The 14,585-nt window shown below is 54.5% G+C and carries 14 protein-coding genes and 2 tRNA genes; 9 read left to right on the plus strand and 7 right to left on the minus strand.

The window, feature by feature from the left end; all coding sequences use genetic code 11:
* Positions 1-249 precede the first annotated feature (249 nt).
* From glyS to glyQ, 3 genes are read right to left on the minus strand one after another with little or no spacing between them, the layout of a single operon-like run.
* Complete coding sequence (glyS, locus tag H3L94_RS01110; RefSeq protein ID WP_182122324.1) at positions 250-2,310, minus strand: glycine--tRNA ligase subunit beta; 2,061 nt, start codon at positions 2,308-2,310, stop codon at positions 250-252.
* Positions 2,311-2,355: 45 nt separating this feature from the next.
* The gene (locus H3L94_RS01115) at positions 2,356-2,796 is read right to left on the minus strand and encodes an SRA domain-containing endonuclease (RefSeq protein ID WP_182122325.1); all 441 of its coding nucleotides are present in this window, start codon (positions 2,794-2,796) and stop codon (positions 2,356-2,358) included.
* Between the two features lie 16 nt (positions 2,797-2,812).
* Complete coding sequence (gene glyQ / locus H3L94_RS01120; protein WP_182123072.1) at positions 2,813-3,718, minus strand: glycine--tRNA ligase subunit alpha; 906 nt, start codon at positions 3,716-3,718, stop codon at positions 2,813-2,815.
* Between the two features lie 137 nt (positions 3,719-3,855).
* Here glyQ and H3L94_RS01125 point away from each other — a divergent pair, with 137 nt between their 5' ends.
* The gene (locus H3L94_RS01125) at positions 3,856-4,392 is read left to right on the plus strand and encodes an OmpA family protein (RefSeq protein WP_182122326.1); all 537 of its coding nucleotides are present in this window, start codon (positions 3,856-3,858) and stop codon (positions 4,390-4,392) included.
* Positions 4,393-4,615: 223 nt separating this feature from the next.
* Here the strand turns inward: H3L94_RS01125 and H3L94_RS01130 are convergent, their stop codons facing one another.
* From H3L94_RS01130 to H3L94_RS01140, 3 genes are all read right to left on the minus strand, one after another.
* On the minus strand, positions 4,616-5,749 hold the full coding sequence (locus H3L94_RS01130) for a hypothetical protein (protein ID WP_182122327.1): 1,134 nt from the start codon (positions 5,747-5,749) through the stop codon (positions 4,616-4,618).
* A gap of 58 nt (positions 5,750-5,807) precedes the next feature.
* Positions 5,808-7,010 carry a tryptophan synthase subunit beta gene (gene trpB / locus H3L94_RS01135; protein WP_182122328.1) on the minus strand — a complete coding sequence of 401 codons (1,203 nt, stop codon included), beginning with the start codon at positions 7,008-7,010 and terminating at the stop codon, positions 5,808-5,810.
* A gap of 82 nt (positions 7,011-7,092) precedes the next feature.
* Positions 7,093-7,428 carry a YnfA family protein gene (locus tag H3L94_RS01140; protein ID WP_182122329.1) on the minus strand — a complete coding sequence of 112 codons (336 nt, stop codon included), beginning with the start codon at positions 7,426-7,428 and terminating at the stop codon, positions 7,093-7,095.
* Between the two features lie 128 nt (positions 7,429-7,556).
* On the opposite strand from H3L94_RS01140, the gene H3L94_RS01145 reads away from it, so the two are divergent.
* The 8 genes from H3L94_RS01145 to H3L94_RS01180 all read left to right on the plus strand — a co-directional run bounded on the left by H3L94_RS01145 (position 7,557) and on the right by H3L94_RS01180 (position 12,372).
* Positions 7,557-7,784, plus strand: a complete 228-nt coding sequence (locus H3L94_RS01145) for an HP1242/YdcH family protein (RefSeq protein WP_009119818.1) — start codon at positions 7,557-7,559, stop codon at positions 7,782-7,784.
* Between the two features lie 247 nt (positions 7,785-8,031).
* Positions 8,032-8,478, plus strand: a complete 447-nt coding sequence (gene aroQ, locus H3L94_RS01150) for a type II 3-dehydroquinate dehydratase (protein ID WP_182122330.1) — start codon at positions 8,032-8,034, stop codon at positions 8,476-8,478.
* A 42-nt stretch (positions 8,479-8,520) separates the two neighbouring features.
* Complete coding sequence (accB, locus tag H3L94_RS01155) at positions 8,521-8,985, plus strand: acetyl-CoA carboxylase biotin carboxyl carrier protein (RefSeq protein WP_182122331.1); 465 nt, start codon at positions 8,521-8,523, stop codon at positions 8,983-8,985.
* Between the two features lie 12 nt (positions 8,986-8,997).
* Complete coding sequence (locus H3L94_RS01160) at positions 8,998-9,465, plus strand: hypothetical protein (protein WP_182122332.1); 468 nt, start codon at positions 8,998-9,000, stop codon at positions 9,463-9,465.
* A 191-nt stretch (positions 9,466-9,656) separates the two neighbouring features.
* Positions 9,657-11,018, plus strand: coding sequence for an acetyl-CoA carboxylase biotin carboxylase subunit (gene accC / locus H3L94_RS01165; RefSeq protein WP_182122333.1), 1,362 nt, complete (start codon positions 9,657-9,659; stop codon positions 11,016-11,018).
* A 113-nt stretch (positions 11,019-11,131) separates the two neighbouring features.
* Positions 11,132-11,207, plus strand: a tRNA-Asn gene (locus H3L94_RS01170).
* Positions 11,208-11,211: 4 nt separating this feature from the next.
* Positions 11,212-11,287 (plus strand) — tRNA-Lys (locus tag H3L94_RS01175).
* 182 nt (positions 11,288-11,469) lie between these two features.
* A complete protein-coding gene (locus H3L94_RS01180; protein ID WP_182122334.1) occupies positions 11,470-12,372 on the plus strand; it encodes a pirin family protein in 903 nt (300 codons plus the stop codon).
* 534 nt (positions 12,373-12,906) lie between these two features.
* Here H3L94_RS01180 and H3L94_RS01185 read toward each other — a convergent pair.
* Entirely contained in the window at positions 12,907-14,571 is a 1,665-nt protein-coding gene (locus tag H3L94_RS01185; RefSeq protein WP_182122335.1) for an AMP-binding protein, read from the minus strand.
* Positions 14,572-14,585 lie beyond the last annotated feature (14 nt).

Genomic DNA, 14,585 nt, shown 5'->3' on the forward strand with positions numbered 1-14,585 from the left:
GGACAGCGTTCCGGCGTTTTGATGACGGACCAAACGGATTTCAGGTAGCCTGAAACCTTTGCGGAATCCTCCTTTGCGGCGTATTTCCGCGTTGTGCGTTTATCCTAGGGGTGCTGCTCACTCACTTGCTTATCCAGATGAAGGCATTCCTGGCTTTCATGTTCGTTGTGCTGTACGCCTTGAACGGCATCCATATCTGGAGATTTTGTAAAGGTCTCAGCCTGCCAATATACGGAATGGTTGGATGGCTTATTCGCCCAGTTTGGCAATATCGGCCACGGCGTTCATCAGATCCGCCAATTGATTCAGAAGGTTGAGGCGGTTTTGTTTTACCGCGGCATCGTCGGCCATTACCATTACATTGTCGAAGAAGACATCCACTTGCGGCTTCACCGAAGCCAAAGCGGATAAGGCCGTCTGAAAATCTTGGGCAGCTAAGGCGGCTTCGATTTTCGGCTGCAAATCTTTTGCAGCGGCAAACAGGGCTTGTTCTTCGTTTTGTTGCAGTAGGCTTTCGTTTACTGCGCCTAATTCGGCATCGGCTTTTTTCAACAGGTTTTGTACGCGCTTGTTGGCGGCGGCAAGAGCGGCTGCTTCGGGCAGTTGTTTGAACGCGGCCACAGCTTGCAGCTTGGCAGCCAAGTCGTTTAAACGGCTTGGTTTTTTGGCCAATACGGCTGCAACGATGTCTTGCGGGTAATCGTTTTGCAGCAACACGGCCAAGCGCGCCTGCATGAAGTCGGCAACTTCGGCAACGGTGTTGTCGGCGAGTTTGCCTTGTGGGAAGCTGTTGTAGGCCGTCTGAAGCAGATCGTTGATGTCGAGATCGTTACCCATCAGCATACGCAATACGCCAAGTGCGGAACGGCGCAGGGCATAGGGGTCTTTGTCGCCGGTGGGAATCAGGCCGATGCCCCAAATGCCAACCAGGGTTTCCAGTTTGTCGGCCAAAGCGACGGCAGTGGCAATCGGGCTTTCAGGTAGCTTGTCGCCGGCAAAGCGGGGTTGGTAATGTTGTTCGACGGCATCGGCAATTTCCGGGCTTTCGCCGTCAAGTTGGGCGTAGTATTTGCCCATGGTGCCTTGCAGCTCGGGAAATTCGCCGACCATTTCGGTAACGAGGTCGGCTTTGGCCAGGCGGGCTGCGCGTTCTGCCGTGGCTTTGTCGGCTCCCAATTGTGCGGCAATGTGTGCGGCCAGGCTTTGCAAACGCTCGATACGTTCGGCTTGCGAACCGATTTTGTTGTGGTAAACCACGTTGGCCAGTTTGGGCAGACGGCTTTCGAGCGTGGCTTTTTGGTCTTGTTTGTAGAAAAATTCGGCATCAGACAGGCGGGCGCGCAATACGCGTTCGTTGCCGTGAATGATGTGGCTCGGGTCTTCGGTTTGCAGGTTGGAAACGAGCAGGAAGCGGTTCATTAGCTTGCCGTTTTGATCGAGCAGCGGGAAGTATTTTTGGTTTTGCTGCATGGTGAGAATCAGGCATTCCTGCGGCACGGCGAGAAAATGTTCTTCAAAACCGGCCTCCAATACCACCGGCCATTCCACCAGCGCGGTAACTTCGTCGAGCAGGGCTTCGTCGGCGGCAACCGTGGCGTTCAGACGGCCTGCCTGTTGGTTTAAGGCTGCTTGAATGGCGGCTTTGCGTTCGGCAAACGATGCAATCACTTTGCCTTGTTCGCGCATTTGCTCGGCGTAGCGGTCGGCGTGGGTGATGTCGAACAGGCCGTCTGAAAGAAAACGGTGCCCCGAAGTTTGACGTTGGCTTTCCAGTCCCAATACGGAAGCGGCAACGGTATCTGCGCCGTGCATCACGATTAAACCGTGAACGGGGCGCACGAAGGTGTGCGTGCTGCTGCCCCAACGCATCACTTTCGGAATCGGCAGTTTTTTCACGGCTTGGGCGAGAATGTCTTCCAGCAATTCAGGCAGGCTTTTGCCTTGTTGGGTAAATTCGTATGCGTAAACATCTTGCTTGCCGTCGTGAACGATTTTTAAGTCGGCAATATTGGCACCGCAAGAGCGGGCAAAGCCTTCCAATGCTTTGGTGGGTGCGCCATCTTTCATGGCATTGGCTACTGCCGGGCCTTTTTTCACCACCTCTTGGTCGGCTTGAACGGCTTTGACGTTTTTAACCTGTACGGCAAGGCGGCGGGGGGAGGCATAAGCGGTGTATTCGGCAACACCTTCGATTAATTGCGCTTTTTCCAAGCCTTCTACAATGGAAGCGGCAAGGCTGTTGCCCAAGTTGTTGAGGGCTTTGGGGGGTAGCTCTTCGGTGAGGAGTTCGATTAACAGGGTTTGGGTCATTTGGAATGCTTTCAATTTTAATTTTTTGCTTTAGGCCGTCTGAAATTATTTCAGTTTGTTTAAATGAAATATGAACACATTTCGTTTGGGGCCATTGTTGGTGCTATGTTCTTGTTTGACCGAATAAGGTTTTAGCTCGTCAATTTGAAACTCACCAATATAACGAACATAGCCAGTTTTTTCAGTGTGCTGAAAAACATATAAAGCACGATTATCGTTTTTGTGTTGAAAAATGGCTTTATTGCCACGTTTCATTTCTTGGTCGCCAGTTTGACCTTCGCCTGAATAATGAAATACTTGGCCATTTTTATCCCAGCTGTCATAGTAACCATGCTCTTCACCATGTTCGGGGTTGGTGAAAATAAAAACACTATTAGACTTTAAAGATGGAGAAATGCCACTTTGGCGACTTCCACCAAACTTATCATGTAATTCTGAACGTTTAATAATGTCATTTGGTTTCAAATAAAAAGGTACTTTATTCATAGTCTTAAAGCCTGTTTTAAGCTGCTTTATCCCTAATCAACGGAAATCCCAACTTCTCCCGGCTCTCCACAAACTTCTGCGCCACAATCCGGCTTAAGGTGCGGATGCGGCCGATATAGGTGGCGCGTTCGGTGACGGAAATGGCGCCGCGTGCGTCGAGCAGGTTGAAGGTGTGGCCGGCTTTGAGCACCAGTTCGTAAGCGGGCAGGGCGAGTGAAGTGTCTTCTACTTCCAGCAGGCGTTTGGCTTGGGCTTCGTAGTCGTTAAATTGCTTCAACAGCCATTCGGCATCGGAATATTCAAAGTTGTAGGTGGATTGTTCCACTTCGTTTTGGTGGTACACGTCGCCGTAGGTAACGGTTTGGCCGTCGGGGGTTTTCGACCATACCAAGTCATATACGTTTTCCACGCCTTGCAGATACATGGCGAGGCGTTCGATGCCGTAGGTGATTTCGCCCAAAACAGGTGTGCAGTCGATGCCGCCGACTTGTTGGAAATAGGTAAATTGGGTAACTTCCATGCCGTTGAGCCATACTTCCCAGCCCAAGCCCCATGCGCCGAGGGTGGGGTTTTCCCAGTCGTCTTCTACAAAACGGATGTCGTGTACTTTCGGGTCGATGCCCAGCTCGCGCAGCGAATCGAGGTATTGTTCTTGAATGTCGGCGGGGGCGGGTTTTAAGGCCACCTGAAATTGGTAGTAGTGTTGCAGGCGGTTGGGGTTGTCGCCGTAGCGGCCGTCTTTGGGGCGGCGGCTGGGTTGGACATAAGCGGCATACCACGGCTCGGGGCCGAGTGCGCGCAGGCAGGTGGCGGGATGGCTGGTGCCGGCGCCGACTTCCATATCGAAAGGTTGGATGATGGTGCAGCCGCGTTCGGCCCAAAAGTTTTGTAATGTGAAGATAATTTGTTGGAAGGTGAGCATGGTGGGAAAACAATGAATTCGGGAAATAAATAAGACCGGCATTTTACTTGGTTTGGGTGGGAAACAAAACCCACCGCCGGCCGGGCTTTTGTGTTAAGATTCCGCCGTTTTTTTATGAGTAACAGAGGATTCGCAACATGGCTTCACAAGATGAAGAAGATAAAAAACTGCGCCGTCTGCTGACTTGGCTGGGTGTGTTGGTGGGCTTGGTGGTGGCCGGCGTGCTGACCTTGGCTTTGTGGGAGGCGCACAAAAATGGCGACTTGGGTTTCGGCCAGCCTGAGGCACAAGTGCCCAGCCGCGCCCAAGTGGAAAACGGCCAGGTGAACATGGTGCCGCAAGCCGGCGATTATGCCTTGGTGGAAAACGGCATTGTGAAATTCTACTTCGCCACCGGCAGCAGCAATCTGGCACCGAATGCCGAAGAGGTACTGGCTGTGGTGGTGGACGGCGTGAAGCATGGTCGTCGCGCGGTGATTTCCGGCTATCATGACCACACCGGCAATGCCGAAGTGAACGCAGAAGTGTCGAAAAACCGCGCCATTGCGGTACAAAACGCGTTGTTGGCTTTGGGCGTGCCGCAAGAAAGCATCGAGTTGCGCAAGCCTGAAGTAGCGCAAGGTAGCGGCAGCGATGCCGAAGCCCGCAGGGTAGAAGTGCTGTTGGTGGATTAAACCGATCGCTTACTGCTTCTTACAGACAAACCGCACAGCTGATTGAAATCGGCTGTGCGGTTTGTTTTGATGGGTTGGAGCTGTGATGCTTTGTTTTCAGGTAGCCAGGCATGCGGCAAACGCTTCTTCCCGTTTCCTGATGCTATATCAGATTCGTGCGTCATGCTGAAATGTGCTTAGCTTCATTCAGTCGGAGATGTTGTTTGGCTTGCCGCTGGTGGGTTTATACCCAATTGCATTGGTCTTTTTGTTGCAGTAAGGTTTTTTGCCGCCCACGGAGATATGCTGTGCAGACTTTTGCCAATTGATTGGTGTGTTCAGGGCTCAACATACCGGCTGCGAAAGTATGATGCTTGCCGGAAGTTTCTTCCACAAGCAGAAACGGCATTGTGTAAGCCCGACTTCTGCGGATATCTACCCTGATTGATGCCAACTCCCGCCAGAGCCATTGTTTTCTTATTTTGGATCGAGGCGAATACAGTGTCAGGCCTTGCTGTTCTACTATGGCGAACGGTGTCGTGCGATACAGCCAGCGGCTCCATAAGAAACGTATGCTGTTCGGGATTGTCAATATAAGACAGGTAAATATGCCTACCGCTAGAATTGCGGTCATATCCAATTTTTGAGAATGGGCGGCTTGGGTAATGACGAGTCCGGGCGGCGCCAACAATATGATTGCGGCCAAAGAGATCGCCAATGGTGACAGGATACTGTTAATTACATGTTCGGTTGCGGTGCCAAATACCCAAGTGTATTTGTTATTGGCGGGGGCAAAAGGTTTGCTGTTGGGATGATTGCGTTTGCGGGTGGCGGGGTGTGCAGCAATTTTCTGTGCGGCATAGGCGAGTATCTCCTGCTGTTGTTCGGTGCTTAAACCTGTGCTTGGAAATGCCACTCTGATGCCGTAATGGGGATAGATGCAGCCGTATCCCGGCAGGTAGCGGGCGCAGTATTTTGCAGGTACAGGTAGATGGTCCAGCCAGCGCATCCACAGTGGCTCTCTCCGCATTTGCTTTGGTGGAGGCATTAGGTCAATGATTTTGCCTGGTTGGAGCGGCGGCTCGGCAAATTCTATTGAATAGACATCGTCCCAACGCCAATATCTGTGGCGGCCTATTCCGGTACATATCCACAATCCATTTGAATCCGCACGTACTTCGCCATAGCTCAAATTAACGAGCGAGCGCATCAATCTGTATAAAATGGAGCTTGCTACTAATCCGGCAGCAGCTACCCACACCCACGGCCAAATCAACCCCAACAGCAGTAGCGGCAACTTGTTTCGGTGCCTCTTTCGCCACTGTTTAAACCATGTCGGCCAGTGTAAATGCCAAATTTTTGTTTCAGTTTCTGCCATCTTGATCTTCGATATGTTTTCAGGTAGCCCTTGTAGGCTACCTGAAACGCTGTTTTTCTTACAATTCAATTCCTTTTAGCTGTGCTACCGTGTTGATGTCTTTGTCGCCGCGGCCGGACAAATTCACCAAGATCACTTGGTCTTTGCCCATTTTCGGCGCTTCGGCCACCGCCCACGCCAGCGCGTGGCTGCTTTCCAGCGCGGGGATGATGCCTTCGTATCGGCACAGCAAATCAAAGGCTTCCAGCGCGGCATCGTCGTTGGCGGCCTGGTATTCGACGCGGCCGAGGTCGGCCAGGTGGCTGTGTTCGGGGCCGATGCCCGGGTAGTCCAAACCGGCGGATACGGAATGGGTGCCGACCACTTGGCCGTGTTCGTCCTGCATCAGGTAGCTGCGGAAACCGTGCAAGACGCCGATCGGGGCGTTGCTGCTAATTGGTGCGGCGTGCTCGTCTGTCTCCACGCCTTTGCCGCCTGCTTCCACGCCGACCAGGCGCACGTTTTTTTCGTCGATATAGGGGAAGAACAAACCGATGGCATTGGAGCCGCCACCCACACAGGCCACGGCCACGTCGGGCTGGCGGCCGATGGCTTCCAGCATCTGCTCCTTGGCTTCGTTGCCGATCACGCATTGGAAGTCGCGCACCATTTCGGGGTAAGGCGCGGGGCCGGCGGCGGTGCCGATGATGTAGAAGGTGTCGTCCACTCGTGCCACCCACTCGCGCATGGCTTCGTTCATGGCATCTTTCAAGGTGCGGCTGCCGCTGTCCACGCCCACCACATTGGCGCCCAGCAACTTCATGCGGAATACATTCGGCGCTTGGCGTTGGATGTCGTCCGCGCCCATATAAACGTGGCACTCCATGCCGAAACGTGCGGCCACGGTGGCGCTGGCCACGCCGTGCTGTCCGGCGCCGGTTTCGGCAATCACGCGCTTTTTACCCATACGCTTGGCCAACAGGGCCTGACCGATGGTGTTGTTCACTTTATGCGCGCCGGTGTGGTTGAGGTCTTCCCGCTTGAGCCAGATTTGTGCGCCGCCAAGTTGTTCGCTCAAGCGTGCGGCATGGTAAACCGGGCTGGGGCGGCCGACGTAATGTTTCAAATCGTGGCGGAAGGCGGCCCAAAATGCGGGATCGTTTTTGGCTTCTCGGTAGGCTTGGGCCAATTCTTGCAGGGCGGGAATCAGGGTTTCGGAAACATAAGCGCCGCCGTGTTCGCCAAAAAAGCCGCGCTCGTCGGGAAAAGAATAGTTTTGCATGGGATTCCAATGGGTAGAAATACGGAAAACGGTGTGGATTCTACCATGCCGCGCGGTCAATTCAGGTAGCCTGGTCATGCTATTAAACGGTTTTGCTTGCGCCCAACAGGATGACTGCTGCGCCGCACAGGCAGAGTGTCGCGCCCAAGTAGTCGCTCCATTGCGGCCGCACCCCTTCTACCAGCCACAGCCAAACCATGGCGCTGCCGATATAGACTCCGCCGTATGCCGCATAAGTACGTCCGGCTTCCGTGGGGTGCAGGCTCAGCAACCAGGCGAATAGGGCCAGGCTCGCGGCGGCCGGCAGCAGTACCCAGGCGGGGAACTGCTTGTTCAGCCACAGATAGGGCAGCCAACAGCCGACGATTTCGGCCAGCGCAGTCAGCACAAACAGAAAAAAGGTTTGCAGAAGATTCATCACACTATGCTTTCAGGTAGCCTTAGGGCAGGGCGCATGATAGCAGGCCAACTCGTTTTTTTCAGGGCGGTGTGATAGTATCCCCACGTTATTCCTGTGTATGAAACCAGACCTGAGAAAGGACCATCATGTTTCCCGAATATCGCGATTTGATCAGCGAACTGAAACAAACCGACAACCACTTCGCCCGCCTGTTTAACGAACACAACGAGCTGGACGACAAAATCACCGGCCTTGAAAACAACCCGGTAACCAGCGGTTTGGATGAAATCGAAGAATTGAAAAAGAAAAAACTGTTTTTGAAGGATCAGCTGTATGTAATTCTGCGTAAAGCGGATGCCGAGCGCCAGCAATAAGCACAATCAGGCTACCTGAAAGATTTTCAGGTAGCCTGAAACCTTTACACATTCCTACATTTTCGCTAAACTTCTGTTTAGAACGATTGCTCTTCAATATTTTGATTGGCCATCCGCCGTTTGAGTGGGTGGTCGTTTTTAATTTTCAGCGAATTTCGGCGACAAAGCTGGACATTTCGCCGAAATTCGCTGAAAATCTCATTTTCCATTTTTGGCGCTGTCTTGCTTGGCGAGACAGTTTTCCCTTATGAAGCCCACCCTGCTTGTTTTGCACGGCCCCAATCTGAACTTGTTGGGCCAGCGCGAACCGGAAATTTACGGCCGCACCACGCTGGCGGAAATCAACCAGTCCCTACGGCAACGCGCGGAAGCTGCCAGTCTGGCTTTCGAGGCGTTGCAAAGCAATGCCGAACACATCTTAATCGAGCGCGTGCAGGCTGCTTTGGGTGACCGCACCGCTTTCATCATCATCAATCCCGCCGCTTTCACGCATACCAGTATCGCCCTGCGTGATGCCTTGGCCGCCGCCGGCAAACCTTTTATCGAAGTCCACTTGTCTAATGTGCATGCTCGCGAGCCCTTCCGCCACCACTCTTATTTGTCGGATTTGGCGCAAGGTGTGATTTGCGGCTTGGGCGTACACGGCTATCATGCCGCCGCCGATTTCGCCATCGAATATCTGAGCCGCCGCTAAATTGCGGCCGCGCCCCTTATTTCCGAACAAAGGATCAACATCATGGATTTACGCAAACTGAAGAAACTGATCGACTTGGTGGAGGAGTCCGGCATTGCCGAAATCGAAGTGACCGAAGGTGAGGAGAAAGTGCGCATTACCCGCTCCTTGGCTACGCCGCAAGCCACTTATGCGCCGGCCGCGCCGGCGGTAACAGCCGCCGCTCCGCTTGCCGCCGCGCCCGCCGCCGTTACCGCGGCGCCTGTCGAGGCCGCTCCCTCCGCCCGTGATTTGGGTCATGCCCAAAAGTCCCCCATGGTGGGCACTTTCTACCGAGCGCCCGGCCCGAATGCGCCGGCTTTCGTGGAGGTCGGCCAAACCGTGAATGCCGGCGATACCCTGTGCATTATTGAGGCCATGAAATTGATGAACGAAATCGAAGCCGAAAAATCCGGCGTAGTAAAAGAAATTTTGGTGGAAAACGGCCAGCCGGTCGAATACGGCGAGCCCTTGTTCATTATCGAATAAAGGCTTGTGTCGATGAAACGTTGGCTGCTTGTGGCAAGCTGCCTGCTGACCGTACAGACGGCGGCGGCCATGGATGATCTCTATAACGTGATGGTGCAAATGCGCGACGGGCGCGTGGTTGTATCTCCATGTGCCGACTTGACCGCCGCTTGGCCGGCAACATTTGGCCATGCCTCCGACGAAGCAACCGTACGGCAATACATTAAGCGTTACCCGCCCGTCTCCGGCGACAGCCCCCATGCCCGCTTCGTTGCACGGCTTCTCGGAGAACCGCAGTATGAGCAATCCGAAACCGACAATGCCGCCGCATCCGTTCGGGATCCCCATCCGACCGGCAGCTGGGGCGTCAAACAATTCGCCGTGCGTGAAATCATCCATCTGCAACCGGGCTCGTGCGCAGTCGGCGACGCCTTTGAGGAAATGCTCAAATCCCCCGAAGCCATGGAAGAGTTTCGCAACGTAATTGAATTGATTAGGTAAAGCCATAGCCTGTCGGCGCAAACGGTTGATGCCGAACCCGCATAAGGCTTTTCCCGTCCCGCTCAAGATGCCGCGTTGTGGGTGAAATGTGCCGAGCTTTTGTCGGCTGTTGGGTAAGCGCGGTTTTCGCTCCGTAGAGATCTTTGGTTTTCAGGTAGCCTGCAAAATATTTTCCCCGTTAGGAAAACGATATGTTGAAAAAAGTCCTCATCGCCAACCGAGGCGAAATTGCCCTGCGTGTATTGCGTGCCTGCCGTGAAATGGGCATCGCCACCGTGGCGGTGCATTCCGAAGCCGATAAAGACAGCCTGCATGTGAAGCTGGCCGATGAATCCGTCTGCATCGGCCCGGCGCCTTCGCCGCAAAGCTACCTGAATATCCCTGCCATTATTGCCGCTGCCGAAGTGACCGGTGCTGATGCCGTTCACCCCGGCTACGGCTTTTTGGCTGAGAATGATCGGTTTGCCGAGCAGGTGGAGCAATCCGGTTTTGTGTTTATCGGTCCGCGCGCCCATACCATCCGCATGATGGGCGACAAAGTGTCGGCTAAAATCGCCATGTTGGAAGCCGGCGTGCCTTGCGTGCCCGGTTCTGACGGTGCCTTGCCGGAGGATCCCGAAACCATTCTCCAGATTGCGGATAAAGTGGGCTTCCCGGTCATCATCAAAGCCTCCGGCGGCGGCGGCGGTCGGGGTATGCGCGTGGTAGAGCGTCGCGAAGACCTCCTCAAATCGGTGGAAATGACCCGCACTGAAGCCGATGCTGCCTTCGGCAATCCGATGGTGTATATGGAGCGTTATCTGCAACGGCCGCGCCACGTAGAAATTCAAGTGTTGGCCGATGAACACGGTAACGCCATTTATCTGGGTGAGCGCGACTGTTCTTTGCAGCGCCGCCACCAGAAAGTGATTGAAGAAGCGCCGGCTCCCGGCATCACCGCCCAAGAGCGCGACAAAATCGGCCAGGCCTGTGTCGAGGCCTGCAAACGCATCGGCTATCGTGGGGCCGGCACGTTCGAGTTTCTTTATGAAGACGGCGAATTTTTCTTTATCGAGATGAACACCCGCGTACAAGTGGAACATCCGGTGACCGAGCTGGTGACCGGCGTGGACATTGTGCAGGAGCAGATCCGCATTGCCGCTGGTTTGCCGCTGCAATATACGCAGGCAGACATCGTGATCGAAGGCCACGCTTTCGAGTGCCGCATCAATGCTGAAGACCCGTACACCTTTATCCCCAGCCCGGGCTGCATCACCAGCTGCCACTTGCCCGGCGGCTTCGGCGTGCGGGTGGACAGCCACATTTATCAGGGCTACCGCATTCCGCCAAATTACGACAGCCTGATCGGCAAGATCTGCGTGTACGGCAAAACCCGCGAGCAGGCGATGGCCAAAATGCGCGTGGCCATTTCCGAACTGACCATCAGCGGCATCAAAACCAATGCCGATCTGCATGCCGATTTGTTCCGTGACGAAGGCTTCGCCCAAGGCGGTGTGAGCATTCATTATCTAGAGCATTGGCTGGCCGAGCGCAAAGCGAAGCTGCAAAAATAAGCGCTGAGTGGTTTATCTTATTTTTAATATGAAACACTTATTAAAAATATCAGAAAAATCTGCCTGGATGGTTTGACAGGCTGGAAAACTAAACCTATAATACGCTCTTCCTTTCCCCGATAGCTCAGTCGGTAGAGCGACGGACTGTTAATCCGCAGGTCCCTGGTTCGAGCCCAGGTCGGGGAGCCAGAAAGGGTCGTTAGCTCAGTCGGTAGAGCAGCGGACTTTTAATCCGTTGGTCGAAGGTTCGAATCCTTCACGACCCACCAGATATCCAGGCCCAAGCATTTGCTTGGGCCTGTTTTCTTTTGATGTTTGATACCTGAGATGTAAGGAAAACCTACGCATTGCCTTACTGTCTCTGTTTGCCATCGGGCGACGGCTGATGGTGGAAAGTGTTTGCCTAGCGCTTAAGGGTAATGTATTGATCCGTTCGATTGGGAGGTGCTCTATGATTGTGCAAAAGTTGTTGGCTAAAAAACAAGATGTGGGCGGGTTGTTTGTTACCCGCCTGATTCCGCAGGGCGGCCGGCGCACCATTGGTGCCTGGTGTTTTCTGGACCATATTGGTCCGGCGACTTTCGAGACCGGTTCTAAGGGGATGCAGGTAGGGGCGCATCCGCATACCAATCTGCAAACATTCACTTGGATGTTGGCGGGAGAGATTTGGCATCAGGACAGCTTGGGTTTCCGGCAATTGATCCGGCCCAAGCAAGTGAACCTGATGACGGCAGGTACCGGTGACGAACGGGGCATTGCCCATACCGAACAAACGCCGGAGGGCGTGGGCGAAATCCATGCGGTGCAGCTTTGGATTGCTTTGCCGATGAACAAGGTCATTGAGCCGGATTTCCAACACTATCCCGAATTGCCGGAGTGGGAAGAGGATGGGGTGCGCTATCTGCTGACCACCGGAAGTTATCAAGGCCGAACAGCCCCCACCACGCAACACAGCCCGCTTTTGGGGGTGGATATTCGATGTGCACATGCTGCCGCTCTTGATATTCCGGCTGAGAAGTCATGGGAATACGGCGTATTGGTTCTGGCCGGTAAGGCGGTCATAGGCGGTGAGACATTTGGTCCCGATGAACTGGCCTTTATTGCGGCCGACCAAGCTGAGCGGTTCCGTATTGAGGCCGAGGCCGGCAGCCATCTGCTGTTGCTGGGCGGCGAGCCTTTGCCCCATTCTACCGTGATGTGGTGGAATTTTGTGGCAGACAGCAGGGAGGCGCTTTGCCGTGCCGTGGCAGACTGGAATGCCGGCAGCCCGCGTTTCGGCCGGGAGATTGACTTGGCGGGCACGCCGCTGAAACGGCTGCCTGCACCAGAGGTGCCCGAAGGCTTTAAGCAATAAGCATCCAGTCCGGTATTTGCTGCCGAATTCGGATGCGCCCGAGAGAGCGGCCTGCGGTGGATATTCCAACGCTTCTGAGGTTTATTAACCGTGCAGCGGTGTGGTAAGTGAAGCGGTTTTTCGCGGTAAAAACCGCGTATCTCAGCCGGCAATACGCACAAGCTTGGACAGCTTAGTCAGCCTTAAGGCGGCAGGCGTGGTTTTTTGAGCGCGTAGCGAAGTGGATTGGCAAATTTAAAATATCGCCGTAACGGATACTTTGAACAGGCCTTTAGGCCGAGACCTTTGCAGAATCCCCATCTGCGGCGCATTTCTGCGTTGTGCGTTTGTGCCCTATGGGTACTGATCGCTCACTTGCCTATCGTGTGATATGTCTGTCCCATAGGGATTCCTGGTGTTCACGTTCGCTGCGCTGCTACGCCTTGAACTGCATCCACATCTGGGGTTTTACAAAGGTCTCAGGCCGTCACCCAATCACAAAAGGCTACCTGAAAAGATTTCAGGTAGCCTTTTGTTTGGCTGGAACATTCGGGCTTAATTTTCTTCGCGCAGTTCGCGGCGCAGGATTTTGCCCACGTTCGACTTGGGCAATTCTTTGCGGAATTCGATGTCTTTGGGCACTTTATAGGCGGTCAGCTCTTTGCGGCAGAAGGCAATCAGCTCTTCGGCGGTCAGATTCTCGTCTTTTTTCACCACAAATAACTTCAGCGCTTCACCGGTTTTGTCGCTGCTTACGCCCACGCAGGCCACTTCCAGCACGCCGGGGTGTTGCGCCACCACGTCTTCCACTTCGTTGGGGTAAACATTGAAGCCGGACACCACAATCATGTCTTTTTTGCGGTCAACCAGCTTGATGTAGCCTTTTTCGTTCATCACCGCGATATCGCCGGTGGCCAGGAAGCCGCGCTCGTCCAGCACCTTGGCGGTTTCTTCGGGGCGGTTCCAATAACCTTGCATCACTTGCGGGCCTTTGATCCACAATTCGCCGGTTTCGCCCACCGGCAGGGCCTTGTTGTCGGCATCGCGGATTTCGACTTCGGTGTTGGAGATCGGCAGGCCGATGGTGCCGGTGTAGTCGGTGATGGTGAGCGGGTTGACGCAGGCGCCGGGGCTGGTTTCGGTGAGGCCGTAGGCTTCCACAATCGGCTGGCCGGTGAGCGCTTTCCATTTGTCGGCCACGGCTTTTTGCACTGCCATGCCGCCGCCCAAGCAGATTTTCCAGCTGGAGAAATCGAGGGTTTTGAACTCTTGGTTGTGCAGCAGGGCGTTGAACAGGGTGTTCACGGCGGGGAAAACGGTGACGCGGTATTTTTTCAGCTCTTTTACGAAGCCGGGGATGTCGCGCGGGTTGGTGATGAGGATGTTTTGCGCGCCGATGCGAGTGAAGATCATCAGGTTTACCGTCAGCGAGAAGATGTGGTAGAGGGGCAGGGCGGTGACGATGACTTCTTCTCCGCCTTGCAGTTTAGACTTAATCCACTCGCCGGCTTGCAGCATATTGGCGCAAATATTGCCGTGGGAAAGCACCGCGCCTTTAGCGACGCCGGTGGTGCCGCCGGTGTATTGCAGGAAGGCCGGGTCTTCCAGGGTGAGCGGCACTTCGCGGAAGGGGTGGGCAGCGCCTTTCTGGAGGGCGTCTTTGAAGCCGACGGCTTGCGGCAGGTGGTAGTTGGGCACCATTTTTTTGATTTTGCGCACCACGAAATTTACCAGCATGCCTTTGAAGCCGCCCAGCAGGTCGCCGAGGGAGGCGATGACGACGTTTTTCACCGGTGTGCGGCGCAGCACCAGTTCCAAGGTGTTGGCGAAGTTTTCCAAGACCACAATGGTGGTGGCACCGCTGTCGTTGAGCTGGTGTTCGAGTTCGCGCGGGGTATAGAGCGGGTTGACGTTGACCACCACGCCGCCGGCTTGCAGGATGCCGAACACGGCCACGGGGTATTGCAGCACGTTGGGCATCATCACGGCCACGCGCTCGCCTTTTTGCAGCTTCAGCACGTTTTGCAGATAGGAGGCGAATTGGTCGGCCAGCTTGGCGGTTTCTGCATAGGTTTGCACCACGCCCATATTGGTGAAGCCGGGTTTGTTGCCGTGCTGGCTCACGGTTTCGCGGAACACCGCGCTGATGGATTCGTATTGGCGCACGTCGATTTCGGGGCGTACGCCTTCGGGGTAGCTTTGCAGCCAGATTTTTTCCATGGTTTGTCTCCTTT

The organism is Neisseria shayeganii (assembly GCF_014054965.1).
In the GTDB taxonomy this organism is placed as follows: domain Bacteria; phylum Pseudomonadota; class Gammaproteobacteria; order Burkholderiales; family Neisseriaceae; genus Eikenella; species Eikenella shayeganii.